The sequence below is a fragment of the Micromonospora sp. IBHARD004 genome (genome assembly GCF_052814115.1).
In genome coordinates, this window is record NZ_CP199934.1 from 262,567 (window position 1) to 281,824 (window position 19,258).

20 protein-coding genes, 4 pseudogenes and 1 riboswitch are annotated in these 19,258 nt (G+C 72.0%); of the genes and pseudogenes, 9 read left to right on the plus strand and 15 right to left on the minus strand.

All coding sequences use genetic code 11. The annotated features are described in order from the left end of the window. Window positions 1–12: 12 nt before the first annotated feature. Window positions 13–1,167 carry a polyprenyl synthetase family protein gene (locus ACTWO6_RS01215; protein ID WP_446217788.1) on the minus strand — a complete coding sequence of 385 codons (1,155 nt, stop codon included), beginning with the start codon at window positions 1,165–1,167 and terminating at the stop codon, window positions 13–15. Between the two features lie 66 nt (window positions 1,168–1,233). Between ACTWO6_RS01215 and ACTWO6_RS01220 the strand changes: the two genes are divergently transcribed. Continuing rightward, window positions 1,234–2,160 (plus strand): phytoene/squalene synthase family protein, encoded by a 927-nt coding sequence (locus ACTWO6_RS01220; protein ID WP_446217789.1) that lies wholly within the window; start codon window positions 1,234–1,236, stop codon window positions 2,158–2,160. Between the two features lie 22 nt (window positions 2,161–2,182). On the opposite strand, the gene ACTWO6_RS01225 is transcribed toward ACTWO6_RS01220, so the two are convergent. Continuing rightward, on the minus strand, window positions 2,183–3,232 hold the full coding sequence (locus ACTWO6_RS01225) for a serine hydrolase domain-containing protein (protein ID WP_446217790.1): 1,050 nt from the start codon (window positions 3,230–3,232) through the stop codon (window positions 2,183–2,185). A gap of 91 nt (window positions 3,233–3,323) precedes the next feature. On the opposite strand from ACTWO6_RS01225, the gene ACTWO6_RS01230 reads away from it, so the two are divergent. Next, entirely contained in the window at window positions 3,324–4,811 is a 1,488-nt protein-coding gene (locus ACTWO6_RS01230) for a dihydrolipoyl dehydrogenase family protein (protein WP_446217791.1), read from the plus strand. 8 nt (window positions 4,812–4,819) lie between these two features. Here the strand turns inward: ACTWO6_RS01230 and ACTWO6_RS01235 are convergent, their stop codons facing one another. The 3 genes and pseudogenes from ACTWO6_RS01235 to ACTWO6_RS01245 form a co-directional block, all read right to left on the minus strand. Then, entirely contained in the window at window positions 4,820–5,584 is a 765-nt protein-coding gene (locus ACTWO6_RS01235) for a crotonase/enoyl-CoA hydratase family protein (RefSeq protein ID WP_446217792.1), read from the minus strand. A gap of 183 nt (window positions 5,585–5,767) precedes the next feature. Then, window positions 5,768–5,959: a DUF397 domain-containing protein gene (locus ACTWO6_RS01240; RefSeq protein ID WP_446217793.1), complete on the minus strand. Its 192-nt coding sequence runs from the start codon at window positions 5,957–5,959 to the stop codon at window positions 5,768–5,770. Between the two features lie 79 nt (window positions 5,960–6,038). Continuing rightward, window positions 6,039–6,170 (minus strand): annotated as a pseudogene (locus tag ACTWO6_RS01245) (XRE family transcriptional regulator); the annotation flags it as partial. A 167-nt stretch (window positions 6,171–6,337) separates the two neighbouring features. On the opposite strand from ACTWO6_RS01245, the gene ACTWO6_RS01250 reads away from it, so the two are divergent. Then, complete coding sequence (locus tag ACTWO6_RS01250) at window positions 6,338–6,586, plus strand: flavin reductase (RefSeq protein ID WP_446217794.1); 249 nt, start codon at window positions 6,338–6,340, stop codon at window positions 6,584–6,586. A 38-nt stretch (window positions 6,587–6,624) separates the two neighbouring features. Here the strand turns inward: ACTWO6_RS01250 and ACTWO6_RS01255 are convergent, their stop codons facing one another. Further along, window positions 6,625–7,524, minus strand: coding sequence for an EamA family transporter (locus tag ACTWO6_RS01255; protein ID WP_446217795.1), 900 nt, complete (start codon window positions 7,522–7,524; stop codon window positions 6,625–6,627). 102 nt (window positions 7,525–7,626) lie between these two features. Beyond that, window positions 7,627–7,816: riboswitch (cobalamin riboswitch) on the plus strand. 164 nt (window positions 7,817–7,980) lie between these two features. Between ACTWO6_RS01255 and ACTWO6_RS01260 the strand changes: the two genes are divergently transcribed. Next, window positions 7,981–8,832 (plus strand): Rieske 2Fe-2S domain-containing protein, encoded by an 852-nt coding sequence (locus ACTWO6_RS01260; protein ID WP_446217796.1) that lies wholly within the window; start codon window positions 7,981–7,983, stop codon window positions 8,830–8,832. 81 nt (window positions 8,833–8,913) lie between these two features. Here the strand turns inward: ACTWO6_RS01260 and ACTWO6_RS01265 are convergent, their stop codons facing one another. Further along, the gene (locus tag ACTWO6_RS01265; RefSeq protein ID WP_446217797.1) at window positions 8,914–9,042 is read right to left on the minus strand and encodes a hypothetical protein; all 129 of its coding nucleotides are present in this window, start codon (window positions 9,040–9,042) and stop codon (window positions 8,914–8,916) included. Between the two features lie 34 nt (window positions 9,043–9,076). On the opposite strand from ACTWO6_RS01265, the pseudogene ACTWO6_RS01270 reads away from it, so the two are divergent. Next, window positions 9,077–9,366, plus strand: a pseudogene (locus ACTWO6_RS01270) (prepilin peptidase); the annotation flags it as partial. A 94-nt stretch (window positions 9,367–9,460) separates the two neighbouring features. Here ACTWO6_RS01270 and ACTWO6_RS01275 read toward each other — a convergent pair. The 6 genes from ACTWO6_RS01275 to ACTWO6_RS01300 all read right to left on the minus strand — a co-directional run bounded on the left by ACTWO6_RS01275 (window position 9,461) and on the right by ACTWO6_RS01300 (window position 14,486). Next, window positions 9,461–10,090, minus strand: coding sequence for a phosphatase PAP2 family protein (locus ACTWO6_RS01275; RefSeq protein ID WP_446217798.1), 630 nt, complete (start codon window positions 10,088–10,090; stop codon window positions 9,461–9,463). A gap of 118 nt (window positions 10,091–10,208) precedes the next feature. After that, window positions 10,209–10,709 (minus strand): hypothetical protein, encoded by a 501-nt coding sequence (locus tag ACTWO6_RS01280; protein ID WP_446217799.1) that lies wholly within the window; start codon window positions 10,707–10,709, stop codon window positions 10,209–10,211. Between the two features lie 344 nt (window positions 10,710–11,053). Then, the gene (locus ACTWO6_RS01285; RefSeq protein WP_446217800.1) at window positions 11,054–11,341 is read right to left on the minus strand and encodes a DUF1905 domain-containing protein; all 288 of its coding nucleotides are present in this window, start codon (window positions 11,339–11,341) and stop codon (window positions 11,054–11,056) included. 170 nt (window positions 11,342–11,511) lie between these two features. Then, window positions 11,512–12,687: a low temperature requirement protein A gene (locus ACTWO6_RS01290; protein WP_446217801.1), complete on the minus strand. Its 1,176-nt coding sequence runs from the start codon at window positions 12,685–12,687 to the stop codon at window positions 11,512–11,514. Between the two features lie 256 nt (window positions 12,688–12,943). Next, a complete protein-coding gene (locus tag ACTWO6_RS01295; protein ID WP_446217802.1) occupies window positions 12,944–13,498 on the minus strand; it encodes a DUF1707 SHOCT-like domain-containing protein in 555 nt (184 codons plus the stop codon). Window positions 13,499–13,841: 343 nt separating this feature from the next. Further along, a complete protein-coding gene (locus ACTWO6_RS01300) occupies window positions 13,842–14,486 on the minus strand; it encodes a class I SAM-dependent DNA methyltransferase (RefSeq protein ID WP_446217803.1) in 645 nt (214 codons plus the stop codon). Window positions 14,487–14,741: 255 nt separating this feature from the next. On the opposite strand from ACTWO6_RS01300, the gene ACTWO6_RS01305 reads away from it, so the two are divergent. Together ACTWO6_RS01305 and ACTWO6_RS01310 are read left to right on the plus strand one after the other, a co-directional pair. Beyond that, window positions 14,742–15,575 (plus strand): aldo/keto reductase family oxidoreductase, encoded by an 834-nt coding sequence (locus ACTWO6_RS01305; RefSeq protein WP_446217804.1) that lies wholly within the window; start codon window positions 14,742–14,744, stop codon window positions 15,573–15,575. 46 nt (window positions 15,576–15,621) lie between these two features. Then, window positions 15,622–15,780, plus strand: a pseudogene (locus tag ACTWO6_RS01310) (transposase); the annotation flags it as partial. 345 nt (window positions 15,781–16,125) lie between these two features. Here ACTWO6_RS01310 and ACTWO6_RS01315 read toward each other — a convergent pair. Then, window positions 16,126–16,426: pseudogene (locus ACTWO6_RS01315) on the minus strand (hypothetical protein). Continuing rightward, on the minus strand, window positions 16,423–16,803 hold the full coding sequence (locus ACTWO6_RS01320; RefSeq protein WP_446217806.1) for a hypothetical protein: 381 nt from the start codon (window positions 16,801–16,803) through the stop codon (window positions 16,423–16,425). Before ACTWO6_RS01320 ends, ACTWO6_RS01315 begins: the two are co-directional and overlap by 4 nt. 125 nt (window positions 16,804–16,928) lie before the next feature. On the opposite strand from ACTWO6_RS01320, the gene ACTWO6_RS01325 reads away from it, so the two are divergent. Both ACTWO6_RS01325 and ACTWO6_RS01330 read left to right on the plus strand, forming a co-directional pair. Then, window positions 16,929–17,330: a GntR family transcriptional regulator gene (locus ACTWO6_RS01325; protein ID WP_446217807.1), complete on the plus strand. Its 402-nt coding sequence runs from the start codon at window positions 16,929–16,931 to the stop codon at window positions 17,328–17,330. Between the two features lie 389 nt (window positions 17,331–17,719). Next, window positions 17,720–18,949, plus strand: coding sequence for an IS110 family transposase (locus ACTWO6_RS01330; protein WP_446216283.1), 1,230 nt, complete (start codon window positions 17,720–17,722; stop codon window positions 18,947–18,949). The last annotated feature ends 309 nt before the right edge of the window (window positions 18,950–19,258 follow it).

A 19,258-nucleotide genomic window follows, 5' to 3' on the forward strand; every position in this document is an offset into this window, starting at 1 on the left:
CAAAGTTGCCCATCATGCCCGCCGCGTGGTGGCGGCGATGGCGAGGCCCGTCAGCGCGGTGCGCGCGGTCTCGTCGATCGACGCGGTGCCGAGCGCGGTCAGCGCCTCGGCCACCCGGTCGGAGATCATCCGTTCGACCCGGGCGACCGCCCCGGTGTCGGCGACCGTCTCGGACAGCCGGGCCACCTCGCGCGGCCCGGCGACCGAGCCGGCCCGGTCCAGCGCCCGGCGCTGGGTCGGGGTGGCGAGCTGCCGGGCCAGCATGAGCAGCGCGGTCGGCTTGCCGGTGCGCAGGTCGTCACCGGCCGGCTTGCCGGTGGCGGCCGGGTCGCCGTAGACGCCGAGCAGGTCGTCGCGGAGCTGGAACGCCTCGCCCACGGCCAGGCCGTAGCGGGTGTACGCGGCGATCAGCGGCGCGTCGGCCGCGACGCCGGCCAGGCAGGCGCCGAAGAGCAGCGGTCGCTGCACGGTGTAGCTGGCGGTCTTGTAGCGGGCCACCCGCAGCGCCCGGTCCATCGACCAGTTCGCCGCGTCGTTCTCGCCGAGCACGTCGAGGTACTGCCCGGCGACGGTCTCGATCCGCATCTGGTCGTAGCAGCGCCGGACGTCCAGCAGCCGGGTCGGCGGCACGGTGGCGTGCGCCAGCAGCCGGTCGGCCCAGACCATGCAGAGGTCGCCGATGAGCACGGCGACCGCCTCGCCGAACCGGTCCGGGTCGCCCGCGTGGCCGGCCGCCCGGTGCCGGGCGGCGGCGGCCCGGTGCGCGGTGGGCAGGCCGCGTCGGGTGTCGGAAGCGTCCATCACGTCGTCGTGCACCAGCGCGAACGTGTGCAGCAGCTCCAGGGCGGCGAGCGCCGGCAGCACCGCCGGCAGCGGACCGTCCCCGCCGACCACCCCGCGCCAGCCCCAGTAGGCGAAGGTCGGGCGGACCCGCTTGCCGCCGGCCAGCACGCAGTCGCGTGCCGTCGCGGCGAAACCACCCATGGCTGCGTCGATCTCGGTGAGCGAGTCGACCTCGGCGGCCAGGAATGCCGCCAGCGTGTCGTCGACCCCCTTGATCAGGTCTTGGGTGAACGCGGCCAGCACGCCGCGGACCGGATCGTCAGTCGCTCCCGGCTGCGCCGGCGCGACGCGGAGCGCGTTCTCCGCAACTGCGTCGTTGGCCATGTCGGCGAGCGTACCCTAGGGTTTACGAGTTGCGTCGATTGCCGCGTCGAATCTCGAGGAGGGCCGGTGGACACTGATCTCACCGCTGCCTATGCCCGTTGCCGGGAGCTGCACAGACGACACGGGCGTACCTACTATCTCGCCACCCGTCTGCTCCCCGCCTGGAAACGGCGGCATGTGCACGCCCTGTACGGATTCACCCGGTACGCCGACGAGATCGTCGACCGGACCGAGGACCTGCCGCCGGCCGAGCGCGCCGCCCGGCTGGACGAGTGGTCGGCCCGCTTCGTCGCCGGGCTGCACGGCGAGCCGGTCGACGACCCCCTGCTCCCCGCCGTGCTGCACACCATCGCCGTCTTCGACCTGGACCGGGCCGACTTCGCGTCGTTTCTGATGAGCATGGCGATGGACCTGACGGTCATGTCGTACCAGAGCTACGACGACCTGCTCGACTACATGGAGGGGTCCGCCGCCGTCATCGGCACCATGATGCTGCCGATCCTCGGCAGCTCCGACCCGGCGGCCGCCCGCGAGCCGGCCCGGCAGCTCGGCTTCGCCTTCCAGCTCACCAACTTCATCCGGGACGTCGCCGAGGACCTGGACCGGGGCCGGACGTACCTGCCCGACGAGGACCTGGCCAAGTTCGACGTCACCCGCAACGACCTGCTCGCGGCGAAGGCGCAGGGCCGCACCACGCCGAGGATCCGGGAGCTGATCGAGTACGAGGTGACCCGCGCCCAGGCCCACTACGCGGCCGCCGCGCCGGGGATCACCCTGCTCGCCCCCGCCTCGCAGGCCTGCATGCGCACCGCGTACGCGCTCTACGGCGGGATCCTCGACGAGGTGGCCGCCCAGGGGTACGACGTCTTCACCCGGCGCGCCCTCGTACCCCAGCGGCGGCGGCTGGCGGTGGCCGCGCGGGCGCTGCTCACCCCGACCGGCACGCCGGTGGTGATCCCCAGACCGGCCCTGACCCCGGTCGCGGTGCACTGAACCGGGGAACCGGAGTGGACGGTCAGAGGCAGGAGTGCAGGGCCTCGACCAGTTCGTCCACCCGGTCGTGCTCGGCCAGCCGGGCGGTCGCGTACGCGAAGGTGTAGCCGCGCTCGGGGTCGGCCCAGGCGCTGCTGCCACCGATCCCGCCCATGCCCCAGCTGCCGTCCGGCTCCCACTGCATGCCCAACGTCCAGTACGCCCGCCGGTCCAGCACCAGGTCCGGGCCGTCGTACTGGACCCGGGTCGCCTCGGCGACCAGTTCCGGGCTGAACAGGCGTACCCCGTCCAGGGTGCCGCCGGCCAGCAGGCCCGCGTAGAGGCGGGCCAGGCCGGCGGCGGTGGCGTGCAGGTTCACCGCCGGCACCTCCGCGCCCCGCCAGAGCGGGCTGTTCACCACCGCGAGGTCCAGGCCGCCGGCCGGGTTGCCCAGCGCCCGGGCGCGCAGCGACCCCGGCTCGCCCAGCATCCGGGTCGGCCACCCCGGATCGCCGTACGACAGCTCCGCGCAGCGCCGTCGGTCCGCCGCGTCGAGGCCGAAGCCCAGGTCGAGGCCCCACGGCCCGGCGATCTCCTCGGCCAGGAACCGACCCACCGACCGGCCGTCCACCCGGCGGACCAGCTCGCCGACCAGGTGCCCGTACGTCCAGGCGTGCTCGCCCGCGACGGTGCCCGGCGCCCACTCCGGCTCGGCCGCGGCGAGGTCCGCGCAGAGCAGCGTCCAGTCGCCGATCGCCTCCGCCGGTCGGGGGACCGGGAACACCGGCAGCCCGGCGGTGTGGCTGAGCACCTGCCGGACCGTCGCCGGGGTGCGGAATCCCGGCCAGTGCGCGGCCACCGGGTCGTCCAGGTCGACCCGGCCCCGGTCGACCAGCTTCAGCAGGCAGAGCGCGGCCACCGGCTTGCCGACCGAGTAGACGTTGACCAGGGTGTCCGGCCGCCATCCCGGCCCGCCGAGCAGGTCGACCACCGGCGCGCCGTCGTACCAGATGGTCAGCGCCGCGCCGGTCTCCCGGCCGCCGGCGAAGAGGTCCTGGAAGCAGCCCCGGACCGGGGCGAAGCGTGGGTGCATCCGGCCACCGTAGGGGGTCCCAGGTGTTACGGGCGCGGGAAGTCCGGCGGGTGTGGTGGCCGAGCCTTCGCCGGTGCGGAATGCTGGCGGGATGGCGGAGCCGGAACTGGTGGACGTGGTCGTGGTCGGGCTCGGGGTCGGCGGCGAGGAGGTGGCCGAGCGACTCGCCGAGGCCGGTCTCGACGTCGTCGGGATCGAGCGGGACCTGGTCGGCGGGGAGTGCCCGTACTGGGGCTGCGTCCCGAGCAAGATGATGATCCGGGCGGCGAACGCGCTCGCCGAGGCGCGCCGGGTCAACGAGCTGGCCGGCGCGGCGCAGGTCCAGCCCGACTGGGCGCCGGTGGCGAAGCGGATCCGGGAGGAGGCCACCGACACCTGGGACGACAAGGTGGCGGTGGACCGCTTCGTCGGCAAGGGCGGCCGGTTCGTCCGGGGCAGCGGCCGGCTCGACGGGCCCGGCCGGGTCCGCGTCGGCGACCAGGTGTTCCAGGCCCGGTACGGCATCGTGCTGGGCACCGGCACCCGCCCCTCGATCCCGCCGATCGACGGGCTGGCCGACACGCCGTACTGGACGAACCACCAGGCCATCGAGGTGGAGGAGCTGCCAGAGTCGCTGCTCATCCTGGGCGGTGGCGCGATCGGGCTGGAACTGGCCCAGGTCTTCGCCCGGTTCGGCGTGCGGGTGACCGTGGTCGAGGCGGCGGACCGGGTCCTCGCCGTCGAGGAGCCGGAGGCGTCGGAGGTGGCCGCGGCGGCGCTGCAAGCCGACGGGGTGATCATCGCCACGGGGGTGAAGGCGGAGCGGGTCAGCCACGACGGACAGAGCTTCACCGTGCAGGGGGGCGGCGGCGCGGAGTTCACCGCCGAGCGGCTGCTGGTGGTGACCGGCCGCAAGGCGCACCTGGACGAGCTGGGGTTGGAGACCGTCGACGTAGACGCGTCCCAGCGCTACCTGCCGGTGGACGAGCGGATGCACGCGGCCGACGGCATCTGGGCGGTCGGCGACCTGACCGGTGAGGGCGCGTTCACCCACATCGCCATGTACCAGGCGGCCATCGTCGTCGCCGACGTCCTCGACCACATGCGGCGTAGCAAGGGCGGCCCGGACGCCAGCGGCACCGCCAGCGTCGTCGGCGGCGCGGCCGGGGTGGCCAGCGCGGTCGGCGGCGCGATGAGCGCCGGCGGGGCGATCGCCGCGCCGGGCAGCGTCCCGCGCGCCGACTACCGGGCGCTGCCCCGGGTCACCTTCACCGACCCCGAGGTCGGCGCGGTCGGGCTCACCGAGAAGCAGGCCCGCGAGCGCGGCATCAACATCCAGGTCGGCTTCACCGAGTTGTCGTCCTCGGCCCGGGGCTGGATCCACAAGGCCGGCAACCAGGGCTTCATCAAGCTGATCGCCGACGCCGACCAGGGCGTGCTGATCGGCGCGACCTCGGCCGGCCCCGCTGGCGGCGAGGTGCTGTCGGCGCTGGTGGTGGCGGTGCACGCGGCGGTGCCGCTGAGCCAGCTCCGGCACATGATCTACGCGTACCCGACCTTCCACCGCGCCATCGAGGACGCCCTCCGCCAGTTGAAGTGACTCGCTGTTTACTCCCGCGGCTCGCCGTGGCGGCCGGCGCCGGCGGTGAAGCGGGCGGCGCCCGGCATCGCGTCGATGATGAGGGACTCCATGCCGAAGGCCAGTTCGGTGGCCATCGCCTCCGGCTCCGGAAGGCCGGCGTTGGCGAGCAGCGCGGCCCGGTCGTTGCGCAGGCAGGTCTGCGGGTGCCGGGCGATCTCGGCGGCCAGCCGCTCGGCCTCCGCCCGGGCCGCACCCGGCGCGACCAGCCGGTTCACCAGGCCCATCGCGTACGCCTCCTCGGCGGGCACCGGGCGGCCGGTGAGAATCAGGTCCATCGCCCGGCTCTCGCCGATGAGTCGGGGCAACCGGACCGTGCCACCGTCGATCAGTGGGACGCCCCACCGCCGGCAGAACACCCCGAGCACCGCGTCGGACTCGGCGACCCGCAGGTCGCACCAGAGCGCCAGCTCCAGCCCGCCGGCCACCGCGTACCCGGAGATCGCGGCGAGCACCGGCTTGGACAGGCGCATCCTGGTGGGGCCCATCGGACCGTCGCCCTCCGGCTCGACCCGGTTGCCGCTCGGCGTGCCGATGGCCTTCAGGTCGGCGCCGGAGCAGAACGTGCCGCCGGCGCCCCAGAGCACGGCGACCGCCGCGTCCGAGTCGGCCTCGAAGGCGCGGAACGCGTCCGCGAGCGCCCGGGCGGTCGGTCCGTCGACGGCGTTCCGGGCCGCGGGCCGGTCCAGGATCACCGTGGTCACCGGCCCGTCGTGCTCCACGCGTACGCCCATCGGGTCAGCATGCCCGCCGACGGCACCGGCACGCCAGGTCTGAGCCGATGCCGTGCTGCCCCTCGCCGGGTCAGGCCGCTCCGCTCGTGGGCCGGCTGCCATCCTTCTCCTTCATCGGCCCCGCCAAGGCCCGTGCCCGCTACGAAGCTGATGACGTGAATGAATCGCTGGTGTCGGCCAGCCTCAGGCGCGCTCACGCAGCTCGGTGACGAATGCCCGCCAGGCCGTCGGGGTGAAGGTGAGGGCCGGGCCGGTCGGGTTCTTGGAGTCGCGGACCGCGACCAGGCCGGGGAGGTTGTCGGCGACCTCGACGCAGTCGCCCCCGTTGCCGCTGCTGCGGCTGCTCTTGCGCCACCGGGCGCCCGTCAGCTCCATGTCTCCGCCACTTCCCTGATAGGTCGACCGACTGCCAGTGGGACAACGCCTCGCCGCGCACGTTCTCCCAGGCGGCCATTATCGCCGCGATCTCATGGACGTCGTTAACCACTTGTCCCTGGAGCTGGTTGTCGAGGTAGCCGGCGAGCCGATGGTCCGGGCAGGCCGCGACCACGAAGGGACCGTTCAGGCCGGCGTAGGCACCGACCACGACGGCACGACGTGGATTCGGACGTGCGGTTCGGCGCAGGCGGCCACCAGGGCGTGGGCGACCCGGCCGACCGAGGTCTTTCCGACGAGCGACCCGGGTCGCGCGGGCAACCTCACTCCGGCGCAGCGCTGGCGGGCCGGCGGGTGGCGGCGCGACGGCGGCCGGAGGTGAGCCGCCCGTCCCGGCCGCACCTGCCGATGCGCCCGCTGTGGCGCTGCCGGGGCTGCGGCGCGGAGTGGCCCTGCCAGCCGGCGCGACTGTCCCTACTGGTCGAGTACCGCGAGGACCGGGCCGCGCTGCTGGTCTACCTCGGCACCCTGATGGCCGAGGCCGGCGCGCAGTTGTCCCAACTCAACGGCCACGTCGCTCCGGAGAATCTGACCGACCGGTTCCTGTCCTGGGCACGCGCCCGTTGACCAGCGCGACGGTGGCTCCCGGCGGCCCCCGCCGGCGGTCAGGCGCGGCGGGCCAGGGTGGCGCCGAGGGCGGCGCCCACCACGCAGCCCACCCCGAGCAGTTGCGGCCAGGCCAGCAGCTCGCCCAGGAGCAGCGCGCCGACCAGCGCCGCCACCGCCGGTTCCAGGCTGAGCAGGATCGCGAAGACCCGCGCCGGCAGCCGGCGCAGGGCGGCCAGCTCCGCCGAGTACGGCAGCACCGACGACAGCAGCGCCACCCCGAGCCCGAGCGCGAGGATCCGGGGGTCGAGCAGCTCCGCGCCGCCCGACGCCACCCCGAACGGCAGTACGCAGGCCGCGCCCACCGCCATCCCCAGCGCCAGCCCCCGGGGGCCCGGCACGTGCCCGCTCATCGCCTTGCCGAGCAGCACGTACCCGGCCCAGCCGACCGCGATCAGCGCGCAGAGCAGCAGGCCGACGGCGTCCACGCCGACCCCGCCCAGTCCGGCGAGCAGCAGCACGCCCGTGCCGGCCAGCGCCGCCCAGAGCACGTCGGTGAAGCGGCGGCTGCCCAGCAGCGACACCAGCAGCGGGCCGGCGAAGCCGACGGTGACCGCCACCCCGAGCGGCACCCGTTGCAGGGCGGCGTAGAAGGCGAGGTTCATCGCGGCCATGGCCACCCCGAACGCCCCGACCAGCCCGGCCGCCCGCCAGCCGAGCCGCAGCGTGGGCCGGCTGGCCGCGAGCAGGACGAGCGCGCCGAGGCCGAGCCGCAGGCTGGTGGTGCCGCCCGGGCTGGTCGAGGCGAAGAGCTGCTTGGCCACCGCCGCGCCGACCTGCGTGGAGACCATCCCGAGCAGCATCAGCAACGGCGGTGGTACGGCCTCCGGGCGGCCGAGCGCCGCCGTGAGCCGGACGGCCGGGTGGACCGGCAGGGGGCGGGAGGCGTGTGCGTACACCCCGGTCACGATGGTCGCGGACCGGGCCGGGCGCGACCGGATTTCCCGCTCCCCGGGCCGGCCCCGCCGATCGGGGCGGGCGCTAGCATCGGCGGCGGCACGATCATGTGAGGTGCCCCGCGCGAGCGGGGAGAATCGGGAAGCCGGTGCGAATCCGGCACGGGCCCGCCGCGGTGACCGGGGAGCCATCGTCCACGCGCGTCACGCGCAGCCACTGGCCGTACGGCTGGGAAGGCGGACGGCCAGGCGTCGATCCCGGCTGGCGCGCCGGCCGTCCGCTCGCCGACGCGCTGCACACCGACCGCTGGTCCGCCTGACCCTGCCCGCCCTCCGGCGGCGCCGGCAGGATCGCGCTGTCTCCTGAGGGCGGGCGCAGGCGTGGTGGTCCGGGTATCGGACGGGTGATTCGGCGCTGCCGCCCGGTTTGGGGCGGCCCCTGCCGGGAAGTCGGACCGCGTGCGCGAACTTCTGACGAAACTCGAACAGGCCTCCGCGCTGGACCGGGTGGGCGACCGGTTGCAGCGCGCCGTCCAGGCCACCCTGCGTCCCCAGCGGGTCCGGGACGCGCTGCACGGCGTCTGGCTCGGGCACCCGCTGCACCCGGCGATGGTGCAGGTGCCGGTCGGCGCCTGGATCTCCGCCGCCGTGGTCGATCTGCTGCCCGGGCAGCGCAGAGCCGCCACCGCGCTGGTCGGGCTCGGCACGGTCAGCGCGGTGCCCGCCGCCGTGGCCGGGATCAACGACTGGGCCACCCTGACCCGTGACCAGCGCCGGGTCGGGCTGGTGCACGCCGCCTCCAACGCCGTCGGGGTGGCCCTCTACGCCGGCTCGCTGGCCGCCCGGCTGAACGGCCGGCACGGGCTGGGCCGGGCGCTGGCGTACCTGGGGCTCTCCGCGGTGAGCGCCGGGGCGTACCTGGGCGGGCACCTGGCGTACAAGCAGGGGGCGCAGACCACGCAGAGCGTCTCGGAGCTGCACCGGATGAGTGACGGGTGGCACTCGCTGGCCGACCTGGCCACCCTGCCGCAGCGGCAGCTGGTCACCCGGGAGGTCGACGACGTCTCGGTGGTCCTCTACCGGCACGGCGACGACGTCACCGTGATGCTGGAACGCTGCCCGCACCAGAGCGGCCCGCTCGGCCAGGGCGAGGTGCAGGAGATCGACGGCCACGCCTGCGTGGTCTGCCCCTGGCACGGCAGCACGTTCCGGCTCAACGGTGGCGAGGTCGTGCACGGGCCGTCCGCGAACGACCAGCAGATCCTGCCGACCCGGGTGGTCGGCGGCGTCCTGGAGACCCGCCTGCCCTGACGGCGGCCGCCGGACCGCGCCGGTCGCCGGAGCGCCCGCCTGCCCGCGAGCGCCGGACCGGCGGCGGTCGGGCTCTGTCGGTCAGTCCTTGCGGTGCCGGCCGCTGGAGAGGGCCCGCCCGGCCGTCCGGACCACCGGCCGCCGCCGCAAATCGGCGGCCAGGCTGACCGAAACGACGGTGGGATCGGAAACGAGCGTGCCGGTACGCATCGCGCCGTGCTCCTTCGCCTCACGAATTGCCAGTCGCACCACGCTCGCCGGGTCGGGCCTCGCGCTCGGGTTCGCGGCGACCACCCTGCTGCTGGGCCGGCGCGGATTCGGGCTCGGCGTCGCCAAGCTGGCGCTGGGCGTGGGGGCGCTGCTCGGCTGGTACGGCTGGCCGGTCCTGCTGGCCGGGCTGGTGCTCGCCTTCGCCCTCTCCGCGCTGGTCGCCGTCACCCTGCTGGCGACCCGCCGGGCCCGCTGGTCCAGCCACCTCCCCTTCGGCCCGTTCCTGATCATCGCCGCCCCCTGACCCTCCTCCTCACCCCCTGACCGCCCGGCGGTGCCCGGTACGTCCGCTCTGGCGGCTCCCGTCCACGACCACAGCCCTCATGATCGACGACGGGGCGGGCGGCGGGGCGCGGCGTCAGCGGCGGGCGGGGTGGGTCAGGGGGCGGCGGGCCGCGCGGCGGACCCGCCAGCGCAGGGCCTCGGCGAGTGGGCGGGCCGCCAGTGGGGTGAGCAGCGTGCCGACCAGGGCGCCGAGGAGCAGGCCGGCGGCCACGTCGTGCGGGTAGTGCACGCCGATGAAGGTGCGGGAGAGCGCGGCCAGCAGCGCCAGCGGTACGGCGACCAGCCCGATCCGGCGGTGCAGCAGCAGGGTCGCGGCGGCCAGGGCGCCGGCCATGGTGGCGTGGTTGCTGGGGAAGGACCAGTCGCCCGCCGGCGGGCAGTGGGCGGCGACGATCACCAGGTCGGCGGGCCTGCGGCAGGGGCGGTCCTCGGCGACCAGGTCCTTGAGTCCCTCGCTGCCGCCGTACGCCATGAGCACCGACACCGGGGCGGCGAGGGCGAGCGCCCGCCCCCGGATGTCACCGCCGAGCAGCCGGGTCGCCGCGGCGAGCAGCAGCAGTACGCCGAGCAGCAGGACCGCCCCCTCGGTGAAGTGGGTGGCGAACCAGTGGACCGGTTGCGGCGTGCCGTCGGCGAAGTCGACGATGTCGCGGTACCACTCGACGCTGATGTCGGGAACATCGGTCATAACGGTGCCAGTCATGAATCACCTCACCAAATGTTCATACTCCGTTCACCTCCCCAGCACAGTAGGAATCGGCGGGTGCCCACACAGTGCGCGAAGGTCCGGCCCCTCACCTGACCTTCGTCCGGGGTTCCGCTCAGTCGGTGGTCGCAGGCCCGGCGGGCTGGCGCTGGCCCGGCTGGGCGGTCAGCCCGGACATCCGCTCGACCACCGCCTCCAGCGCCTCGAAGGCGTACGCCCAGTTGTGGCACTTGAAGCTGCGCAGCCCTTCGATGGGGGTGCGGCAGTCGGCGCAGTACACCCCGGGGATCGCCTCCGGCACCTCTGTGTTGACGTACTTGCGCTCGCCGAGGATCACCCGGGCGATCATCGCCCGGTCGTGCACGCCGTGCAGCGCCGACGCGACAATGTCGTACCAGTTGGCCCGCCGGCCGCACTTCGGGCAGTCCGGCTCGTCGCCGCTGACCCAGAGCGGCGCGCCGATGGTGCGGGCCGGCATCCCGAGCAGCTTCTCCAGCCGGCGTACGTCCGACTCCGGCGTCGTCCAGCGGTGCCGACCCGGCAGCGATGCGGGCGAGTCGTAGACGGCGCGGAACACGACCGGATCCACCTCCACGGTCTCGCGCTTGCTGGTCATGCGGTACCTCCTCGACGCTCGGTGGCATCACCGTCCTATCAGGTAAACGGGGCGCGCAGCCGGATCAAGGACATGAAACGACGGGTCAGCGGTGTGTCGCGCACGGTGCTACACATCAGGGCACGAGATCGTCCGGTCCCTCGCCGTGTCCCACCTGACCATGGACGGCGCCCCGCCGCTGCCGGCCCAGCAAGGGCAGGCGGTCTACCGGCAGAGCACCCGCCCCGCTGGGAGCGCGGCTACGGCGGGGTCGGCGTCCGCCGCTGACCGTCCTTGCCGCCGGTCGGTTTCGGGCGCCGGTCCAGCCGATCAGGCCCTGGTACGCCGATGCCGGCGTCGACTGGTCAGACGTCGACGGCCAGGCGGACCGTCACCATGTCGCCCACCTCAAGCCCTTCGGCCTTCCGCACCGACGCCCGCACCGGCACGATGTACCGCCCGTCTTTCGGGAACAGCGATGTCTGCCACCCGGTTCCCCCGATCTGCGCCCTGACCGGAACCATGCCCCAGCCGTAGGTCACCAACGCGGACGTCGCTGCCAGTTCACCGCACTCCTCTTCCGGAACCGTGATGAAGTGCCACGGCGCCGGGCCTTTCCAGAACCACATCTCGCCGGTGAACTCCAGGTTCATCCGATCACCCCGCCCACCTCGGGTTTCCCGTAACGGCGTTGAGCCACAGGACGCGCAGAAGGCGCTGAGGCACGCCAACACCCTGGAAACCTACGTGCCCTGGCTGCCGAAAGGGGCCCGTCGTCGCCGTCCAGCGCGCTTGCCGTCAGCGTCTCCGCCCACCTCCGCGGTCAGCCGGGGCACCCCCGCAGCATGGGCCGGGTCAACCGCCCACCCATGGCGTCCCCGACCACCACCCCGGTCAACACCAGCACGGCGAGGGTGGTGACCAGCACCGGGGGCCAGCCGCCCACCCACGGTGCCGCAGCCGCCAGCACCAGCAGCCAGAGCACCCGGTGCCACGGGACCATGCCGGCGATCCGGTAGGTGAACAGGGTGCGTCCGAGCAGGAACAGCGCGGGCCCGCCGAGGATCAGGGCGGTCCAGCGCGCCGGTGTGTCGCCGGTGGGCCGGTCGATGACCAGGTCGAAACCGGCGGCGGTGCAGACGATGCCGCCCAGCATCAGCAGGTGGGTGTACGGTGCCAGCCGTGTCGCCCGCCGGAGCAGCTGCGCGGACGACGTCCGCACGATGGAACCGGCCCCCAGGACGTAGATCTGCCAGAGCAGCAGCATGGTGACGAAGGCGGCCAGGAAGGCGGCCAGCCGTGCGCGGGTGAAGTCCGCGGTGTTGATCTCCAGGGTTGGTACCAGGATGACGTCGCCGAGCGCCAGGATGACGAACTGCTGGTACCGCTCGCCCAGGTGCTCGGTCGTCTTCTCGTACTGTCCGACCGGTACCCGGCCGAGCCAGGGTGTGGGGTAGCGGGCCGCAGCCGCGACGTAGTCGATCGCCACCGCGACGGTCCAGAGCGTCCATCGCGGCGCGTCCGGCAGCAGCGCCCCGACGATCCAGAAGACGCCGGAGACCAGGAACCAGAAAAGGAAGCGCGCCGCACGCTCCTCGGCCTGCTGCCGGTGCTGGTGCAACACGCTCACCAGCACCAGACCCCGCACCACGTGCGGGGTCACGTATCCGGCGGCGAAGATCAGCGCGTGCGTGTTGGCGGCCAGCGCCGCCGCCATCAACACGGCACCGAGCATGGTCACCATCAGGATGGCCTGGATCGGACGCTGGTCGGGGTCGTAGAAGTCGGTGGTGGTCGAGGTGATCGACCAGGTCCACCAGATGGCCATCAGCATGAGCACGACTTGCCCGACGCCGGTCCACGAGTCCCGCTCGGCGATCAGCATCGAGGTCAGCGCCAGGGCGGCCACGAAGACGACGTCGAAGAGCAGCTCCAGCAGGGTCGCCCGGGTCGACCCGTTCGGCCGGCGCACCAGCTCGGTGCTGCCTCCGGTCGTCATGCCCGGCCTCCCGCCGCCCGTCACACCCGGTGGCGGGCGACGCGGGTGCCGCGTTGCGCGCCGGCCGCCGGGCGTACGGCCCCGGGGCGCTGCATCCTCGAGGATTATCGGTGCCGTCGGGTTGGCCCGTCCCCGGATCGGCAATTCCGACCGGCGGCCGGATTACCAGCTCAAGCGCAGGCTTGACAACAGCGGCCACGAGCGCACGGACCGGCCCGGTGGCACTCGGTCTGGCTGGCGTTGCCGGCGCACCGGGTCACCACCGCCAGCGCAGGAACCGGCGGCGGTATCGCACCTTCAGACTCGAGGACTGAAGCCTGCCACGCACCACTATGTGCAGGCCGCCTGAGTCAGGCACCCTTGGCTTGGCCGAGCTGGACGACATCTCAACCTCGTGCAGCGAGGCAGACGCCCCGTGCGGCAGCACCAACGTCACCGAACTGGACCGGACGTTGAGCGTCACCTGCACCGCTCGTGAAGCGATCACCGCCTCGGTCAGGTCCAGCCGGATCTTCGACGACCGTGCCTCAACGACCACCTGGCGGGGCACGACCCACCGTCCGGCCCGCTTGAGCGACGAGGCGCGGGACCGCAACTCGAGCACCTCGGGCTCGACGGCCGCCGGCAGGTCCGCGGTGAAGGACGCCAGATCAGCATGGGTACGAGCGGCCAGCACGCCGCCGATCCGGTCCTCGAACTCGGCGAGCGTGAGCCGTCCCTCGCCTGCCGCCTGGTTCAGCTGCTCGACAACCCGGTTCCGTTCGGCATCGGATACTCGCATCTCGGGCCGTGGCATCAGCTCTCCCGTCACGCGCCCAACCTACGACGTACCGCGACCGAACGGCAGGCTGAATCGGGGACGGCGACCTGGGCTGGCCGCGAATCCGAGGCGCAGTGCCAGCGGCATAGCTCGGCCGCCCTGACCAGCGCGTCACACGCCGGCACGTCGGCCTGCCCAGGAGCGTCGGCCGATTCCGGGATCTCCCATCCCCCCTGTCTGTTCTGAACCGGGTCCGGGAAGTTGGGGTACCCGTTGGCCCGCGTGCATTTCGCGACGTCGAGCCAAGCTGCGGGGCCGTCCGCGCTGGACGACGCGGACGGCTGGGCGTTGGGGGCGTCGTGGCCGCACCCGGCAGCGACTCCCGCAGATCGAGCTAGGGCTGGCGTCGCGCGAAGAGGACGGCCCCTGGAACGCTCTCGTCCAGATCGAGCAGCATCTGAGCCTCGACCGTGAATCCGGCATCGCGCAGCCATGCTGCCACTTGGCCAGGCTGGCGGCGGTGGACGTAGACGTTCATCGGGTGGCCACCGTAGCCCTGTGTCTTCAGCCGCGATTCGTCGCCGACGTGAAAGCCGAGCAGCAGCGGTCCGCCGGGACGCAACGCCCGCCGGAAGTGGCCGAAAACCCTGGAGACAGCGTCGTCGGGCACGTGGATCAGCGACCACCAGGCGAGCAGGCCGGCAACCGAGGCGTCGGCGAGGTCCAGGTCCGTCATCGAGCCCACCTCGAACCGCAGGCCGGGGTGGTCACGCCGAGCCACGTCGACCATCGCGGGTGAAAGGTCGATACCGAAAGCGTCGACGCCCAACTTGCGCAGGTGGGCGGTGACGTGCCCTGGTCCGCAGCCCACGTCCGCCACCGACCCACCGCCGGCGGCGTGAACCATGTCGGCGAACAACGCCAGACTCGCTCGCAGGTAGGGCTCGCCAGCGAGAGCGTCGCGCACCTGGTCGGCATAGCTGACCGCGACTGTGTCATAGGAGGTTCGGGTGTCAGCCAACCAGCCTTGATCGCTCATCCCGGACAGGGTAGTGACTCGACGGAATGGCACGCATCAACCGGCTCGAATGGCCGTTCTCGACCTCGCGACAGCAGGCCTGCCGCTCCCAGGATCGCCGGGGCTCTGCCTGTTCGCGCCGCCTGGCGGAGCGTGCATCCGAACTGACATCGCCGCAGTTTGGCGACCGCGTCGGCGGGAAGCCCAGTGGGCTTGCGACCACAAGGAGGAGGAATTCTCGTGACATCGACCAGACTTCCCGGCGGGACGTTCGCCATGGCCGAGGATCTGACGGTCACTCGCATGGGATATGGCGCAATGCAGTTGGCTGGCCCGCACGTATTCGGCCCACCGGCCGACCCCGAGGCTGCCGTGGCCGTACTGCGCGAGGCCGTGCGCCTGGGCATCAATCACATCGATACTGCCGACTTCTACGGACCCGTCATCGTCAACGAGCTGATCAGGGAGGCCCTGCACCCCTACCCAGGCGACCTGCACATCGTGACGAAGGTCGGATCGCTGCGAGACGCCGAGGGGAACTGGCTGCCAGCGCTCGCTCCCGAGCAGCTGCGCCAAGCCGTGCACGACAACCTGGATCACCTCGGGCTGGACGTGCTCGACGTCGTCAACCTGCGTGTCGGCGGGTTCGACAGGCCCACTCCCGGCCCCATCTCCGAGCCGTTCACGGTGCTCGTGCAGCTGCAGCAGGAGGGACTGATCAAGCATCTCGGTCTCAGCACCGTCTCTGCCGAGCAGATCGCCGAGGCGCAGTCCATCGCGCCGGTCGTGTGCGTGCAGAACTTCTACAACATCGCAAACCGGGACGACGACGACCTGATCGACTCCCTCGCCGCACAGGGCATCGCCTATGTGCCCTACTTCCCGCTCGGCGGCTTCTCCCCACTCCAGTCCGAGGAACTGAACGCAGTCGCCACCCGTCTCGGCGCCACACCGATGGCCGTCGCGCTGGCGTGGCTGCTACAGCGCTCCCCGAACATCCTGCTCATCCCCGGCACCTCATCAGTTACGCACCTGCGCGAGAATGTCTCCGCTGCTGCCCTGGCCCTCCCCAAGGACGCGCTGACCGAGCTGAACCACATCGCGTCATGAGCGCCAGCACCGGGACTGGAAGCGAACGGTGTAATCCTGATCAACGGTCGAGATCGAGGTGCCCCGCGACCGTGGTGGCAGCCTCAGCTCACAGATCGTCAAGAGGCGCCAGCGCAGGCTGTCCGGGGTGGACGGCACGGTGATCTCCCTGTCCGCCAAAGGCTTCACGACCGGGGGGATCCAGGCCCATCTGGCCGAGGTCTTTCGGTACGACTCTGATGAGCAACGACTTCGAGCCACAGGACGTCCAGAAGGCGCTGAGGCACGCCAACCTGCGGATCACCCTGGAGACCTGCGTCCACTGGCTGCCGAAGAAGGACCGGCCGCGCGGCGTGGTGGGGGGAGCTGCTACGCCAGGCCGCCGACAACCGGCAGGGCATCCCCGCAGGCCAAGATCAGCGCTAGCTTGTGCCCTGGTTGTGCCCGATGATCTCTCCCAGCGTTGCCGCAGCTCAGAAGCGGTCTGTGGTGGGCCGCCAGGGACTCGAACCCTGAACCTATGGATTGCCGGCGAGCCGGCCGGATCGAGTGTTGTGCGAGGTCATCCGGCCTACTGGCCCGCTTCTCGGCCGGGTTCGGCTGGCACGGTTGCTGTACATCGCTGCTGTACTGCTGGCGTCGGCCGAGCGGCCTCCCTGGTCCAGCCGAGGAAGCGGCGGTGCAGCACGCCGGCCGGCGTCCAGAGCATGTCCTCGGTCGCCTGGACGAGGTAGGAGCCGAGGTAGAGGGCCAGCGACACCGGAGCATCCGCATACTCCGCCCGTAGCTTCCCGCTTGCGGGTGGGGCAGGGCCAGGGCAGGTCGCAGCCTCCGCAGCTCCAGATCGGCATGACCGGGCCGTGGGTGGTCACCGCACGCCCTCCAGAAAGCGAGCGGTGATCGTCCGGGCCTGCCGGCTGGTCGCCCATTCCACCTGCCAGCACGGGTACGGCGTCAGCCGTGACCACCAGGCGCGGCAGCCGGCGCACATGCCGTCGAGCCCTCGGACGTGTACGGCCAGGATCGCGTGCTCCTGGTCGTCTTTCACTGCGCCTCCTCTCCTGGCCAGTGGCCACGGTTGATGGGGATGCGGTGCCGGGCATGGCAGGGCAGATCGGCCCCGCAGCGACAGATCCACCGCCACTTCCGCCAGCACCAGACCGGCCGGTGCCGTCTTGCGAGAGACATCGCGGCGGCGAGCAGGTACTCCTCGTACGAGACACGCCGCACCGGATCTCCTCTCGGGCATGGGCGACGGCACGGCGGCCGGGCCTCAGCTGGTCATCCGACCGCCGCACCTGCTAGATCACCGTACAGACGTAGGACTGTAGATACAATAACCTGTAGAACTGTTGGACACGTAGCGTCACATTCGTGATCGACCCCAGCGCGGATCGGGCGGTGTTTCGGCAGCTCGCCGACCTGCTGCGTGACCGGATCACGTCCGGCGACCTTGCGCCCGGCGCGTCGCTGCCGAGTGAGCTGCGACTGGCTCAGGAGTATGGACTGAGTCGGACAAGCGTCCGGCAGGCCATCTCCCTACTCCGGTCGGAAGGGCTCGTGATCGTCCAACCGCCGCGCGGCACGTTCGTCCGCAGCATGGAGCCGACCGAGACGGTGACCCTGCTCAAGGGCGACACCGCCTCAGCTCGAATGCCGACCCCTGCGGAGCGCAAGGAGTTGGACATCGGCGAAGGCGTCCCAGTCCTGGTGGTCTTCCGCGCCGACGGATCCCGCGAGCTGTACCCCGCCGACCGCATCCGGGTCGGCCGCTAGCCATCCCAGCCGGTGAGCCCTCGCTTACAAGCTCTGTGCAGGTCGTCCGACGGCGTCCGGCCACGTTCGCAACCTCGGACGACGGTCCGTACTCGGCTGCCGGCGGGCACCCTCGTCCGGCGGGGTTGCTGTCGCCGTTGCTAATGAGAGTTGCCGGGTCAGTTACGGCAGACTCGGGTCCGGTAGCCGCTGGCGGGTGAGCACTCCCCGTTGCAGGACGCGTGGCAGTCCTATTGACAGATCGTGCCCCTGCCGGTGGTCGGGGGACGGAATCGCTGATGGGATGTCGTGCCCGCCGCAGGTGCGTGAGCACTTGATCATTAGCTTGCGGAGGGTCTCCCGGAGGCTGCCAGACAGCTCGCGCGACTGTGGACCTGCGGGAGGACGACGTGTTGTTCGTGGGAGACGACTGGGCCGAGGACCACCACGATGTCGAGATACAGGACGAGGCGGGCCGACGGCTGGGCAAGGCCAAACTTGAGGAAGGGATCGCCGGCATCGCCCGCCTGCACGCGCTGATCGGCCAGCAGTTGGGCGAGGACGGCGACCCGGTCCAGGTGGTGGTCGGCATCGAAACCGACCGGGGCCCGTGGGTGCAGGCGCTGATCGCGGCCGGCTATCAGGTGTATGCGATCAACCCGCTGCAGGTGGCCCGGTATCGGGAACGGCACGGTGTCTCAGGTGCGAAAAGCGACGCTGGTGACGCCCACGCCCTGGCCGACATGGTGCGTACCGACCGGCATCAGCTCCGCCCGGTCGCCGGCGACAGCGCTGCAGCCGAGGCGGTCAAGGTCGTGGCCCGGGCGCACCAGACGTTGATCTGGGAACGCACCCGTCACACGTTGCGGCTGCGGCAGACGCTGCGGGAGTTCTTCCCCGCCGCCCTGGTCGCGTTCGACGACCTCGCCGCCGCCGACGCCCTGCAGCTACTGGGCAAGGCTCCCGACCCGGCGTCGGCGGCCCGGCTGACCACTGCGCAGATCACCGCCGCGCTGAAACGGGCCCGCCGCCGTGATGTGCCGGCCAAGGCCGAGAAGGTGCAGGCAGCGTTACGCACCCAGCAGCTGGGCCAGCCGCCGCTCGTGACCGCCGCTTACGCAGCCACCGTCCGCGCCCAGGTAGCGATCCTGACCACGCTGCACACCCAGATCAAGGCAATGGAAGAGCAGGTCGAGGCGCATTTTGGGCAGCACCCGGACGCTGAGACCTACCTCAGCCAGCCCGGCCTGGGCCGAATCCTCGGCGCCCGGGTGCTAGCCGAATTCGGCGACGACACCACCCGCTACGCCGACGCCAAAGCCCGCCGCAACTACGCCGGAACCAGCCCCATCACCCGCCAGTCCGGCAAGAAGAAGATCGTGCTGGCCCGCTACGTGCACAACGACCGACTCATCGACGCCATCGGCCGGCAGGCCTTCGCCGCCCTCAAAGCCTCCCCCGGCGCCCGCGCCTACTACGACCAGCAACGCCACCGCGGCCTCGGCCACCACGCCGCACTACGCCAACTCGGCAACCGCCTCGTCGGCATCCTCCACGGCTGCCTCAAAACCGGCACCCACTACGACGAGAACACCGCCTGGCAACACCGCGAACAGCACCACCAAGACGCCGCTGCTTGACCGCAGCGCTCATGGGATGTCTGTCAACAGCCATCGTGACCTGGTCGCCGGACGCTGCCTTGCAAAGGCGGCTCCACACAGTTGATGCTTGCTGATCAATGCAGACGACTGGTGTTGTCGTCCGGGACTTTGCTGTCCCGTACCAACGGTTGACGGCTGTTGTCGCGCGTCTCGCTGACTTCCTGCTGACTGACGACCGTCAGCCCCGCCGGTCCTCACCTCGGGCCGGCGAGCGGTGCTGGGCTCAGCTCGACGGGCACCCTCGTCCAGCCCGCTCGCCTCGCCCGGTACGATCGCGAGCTTGTTCTC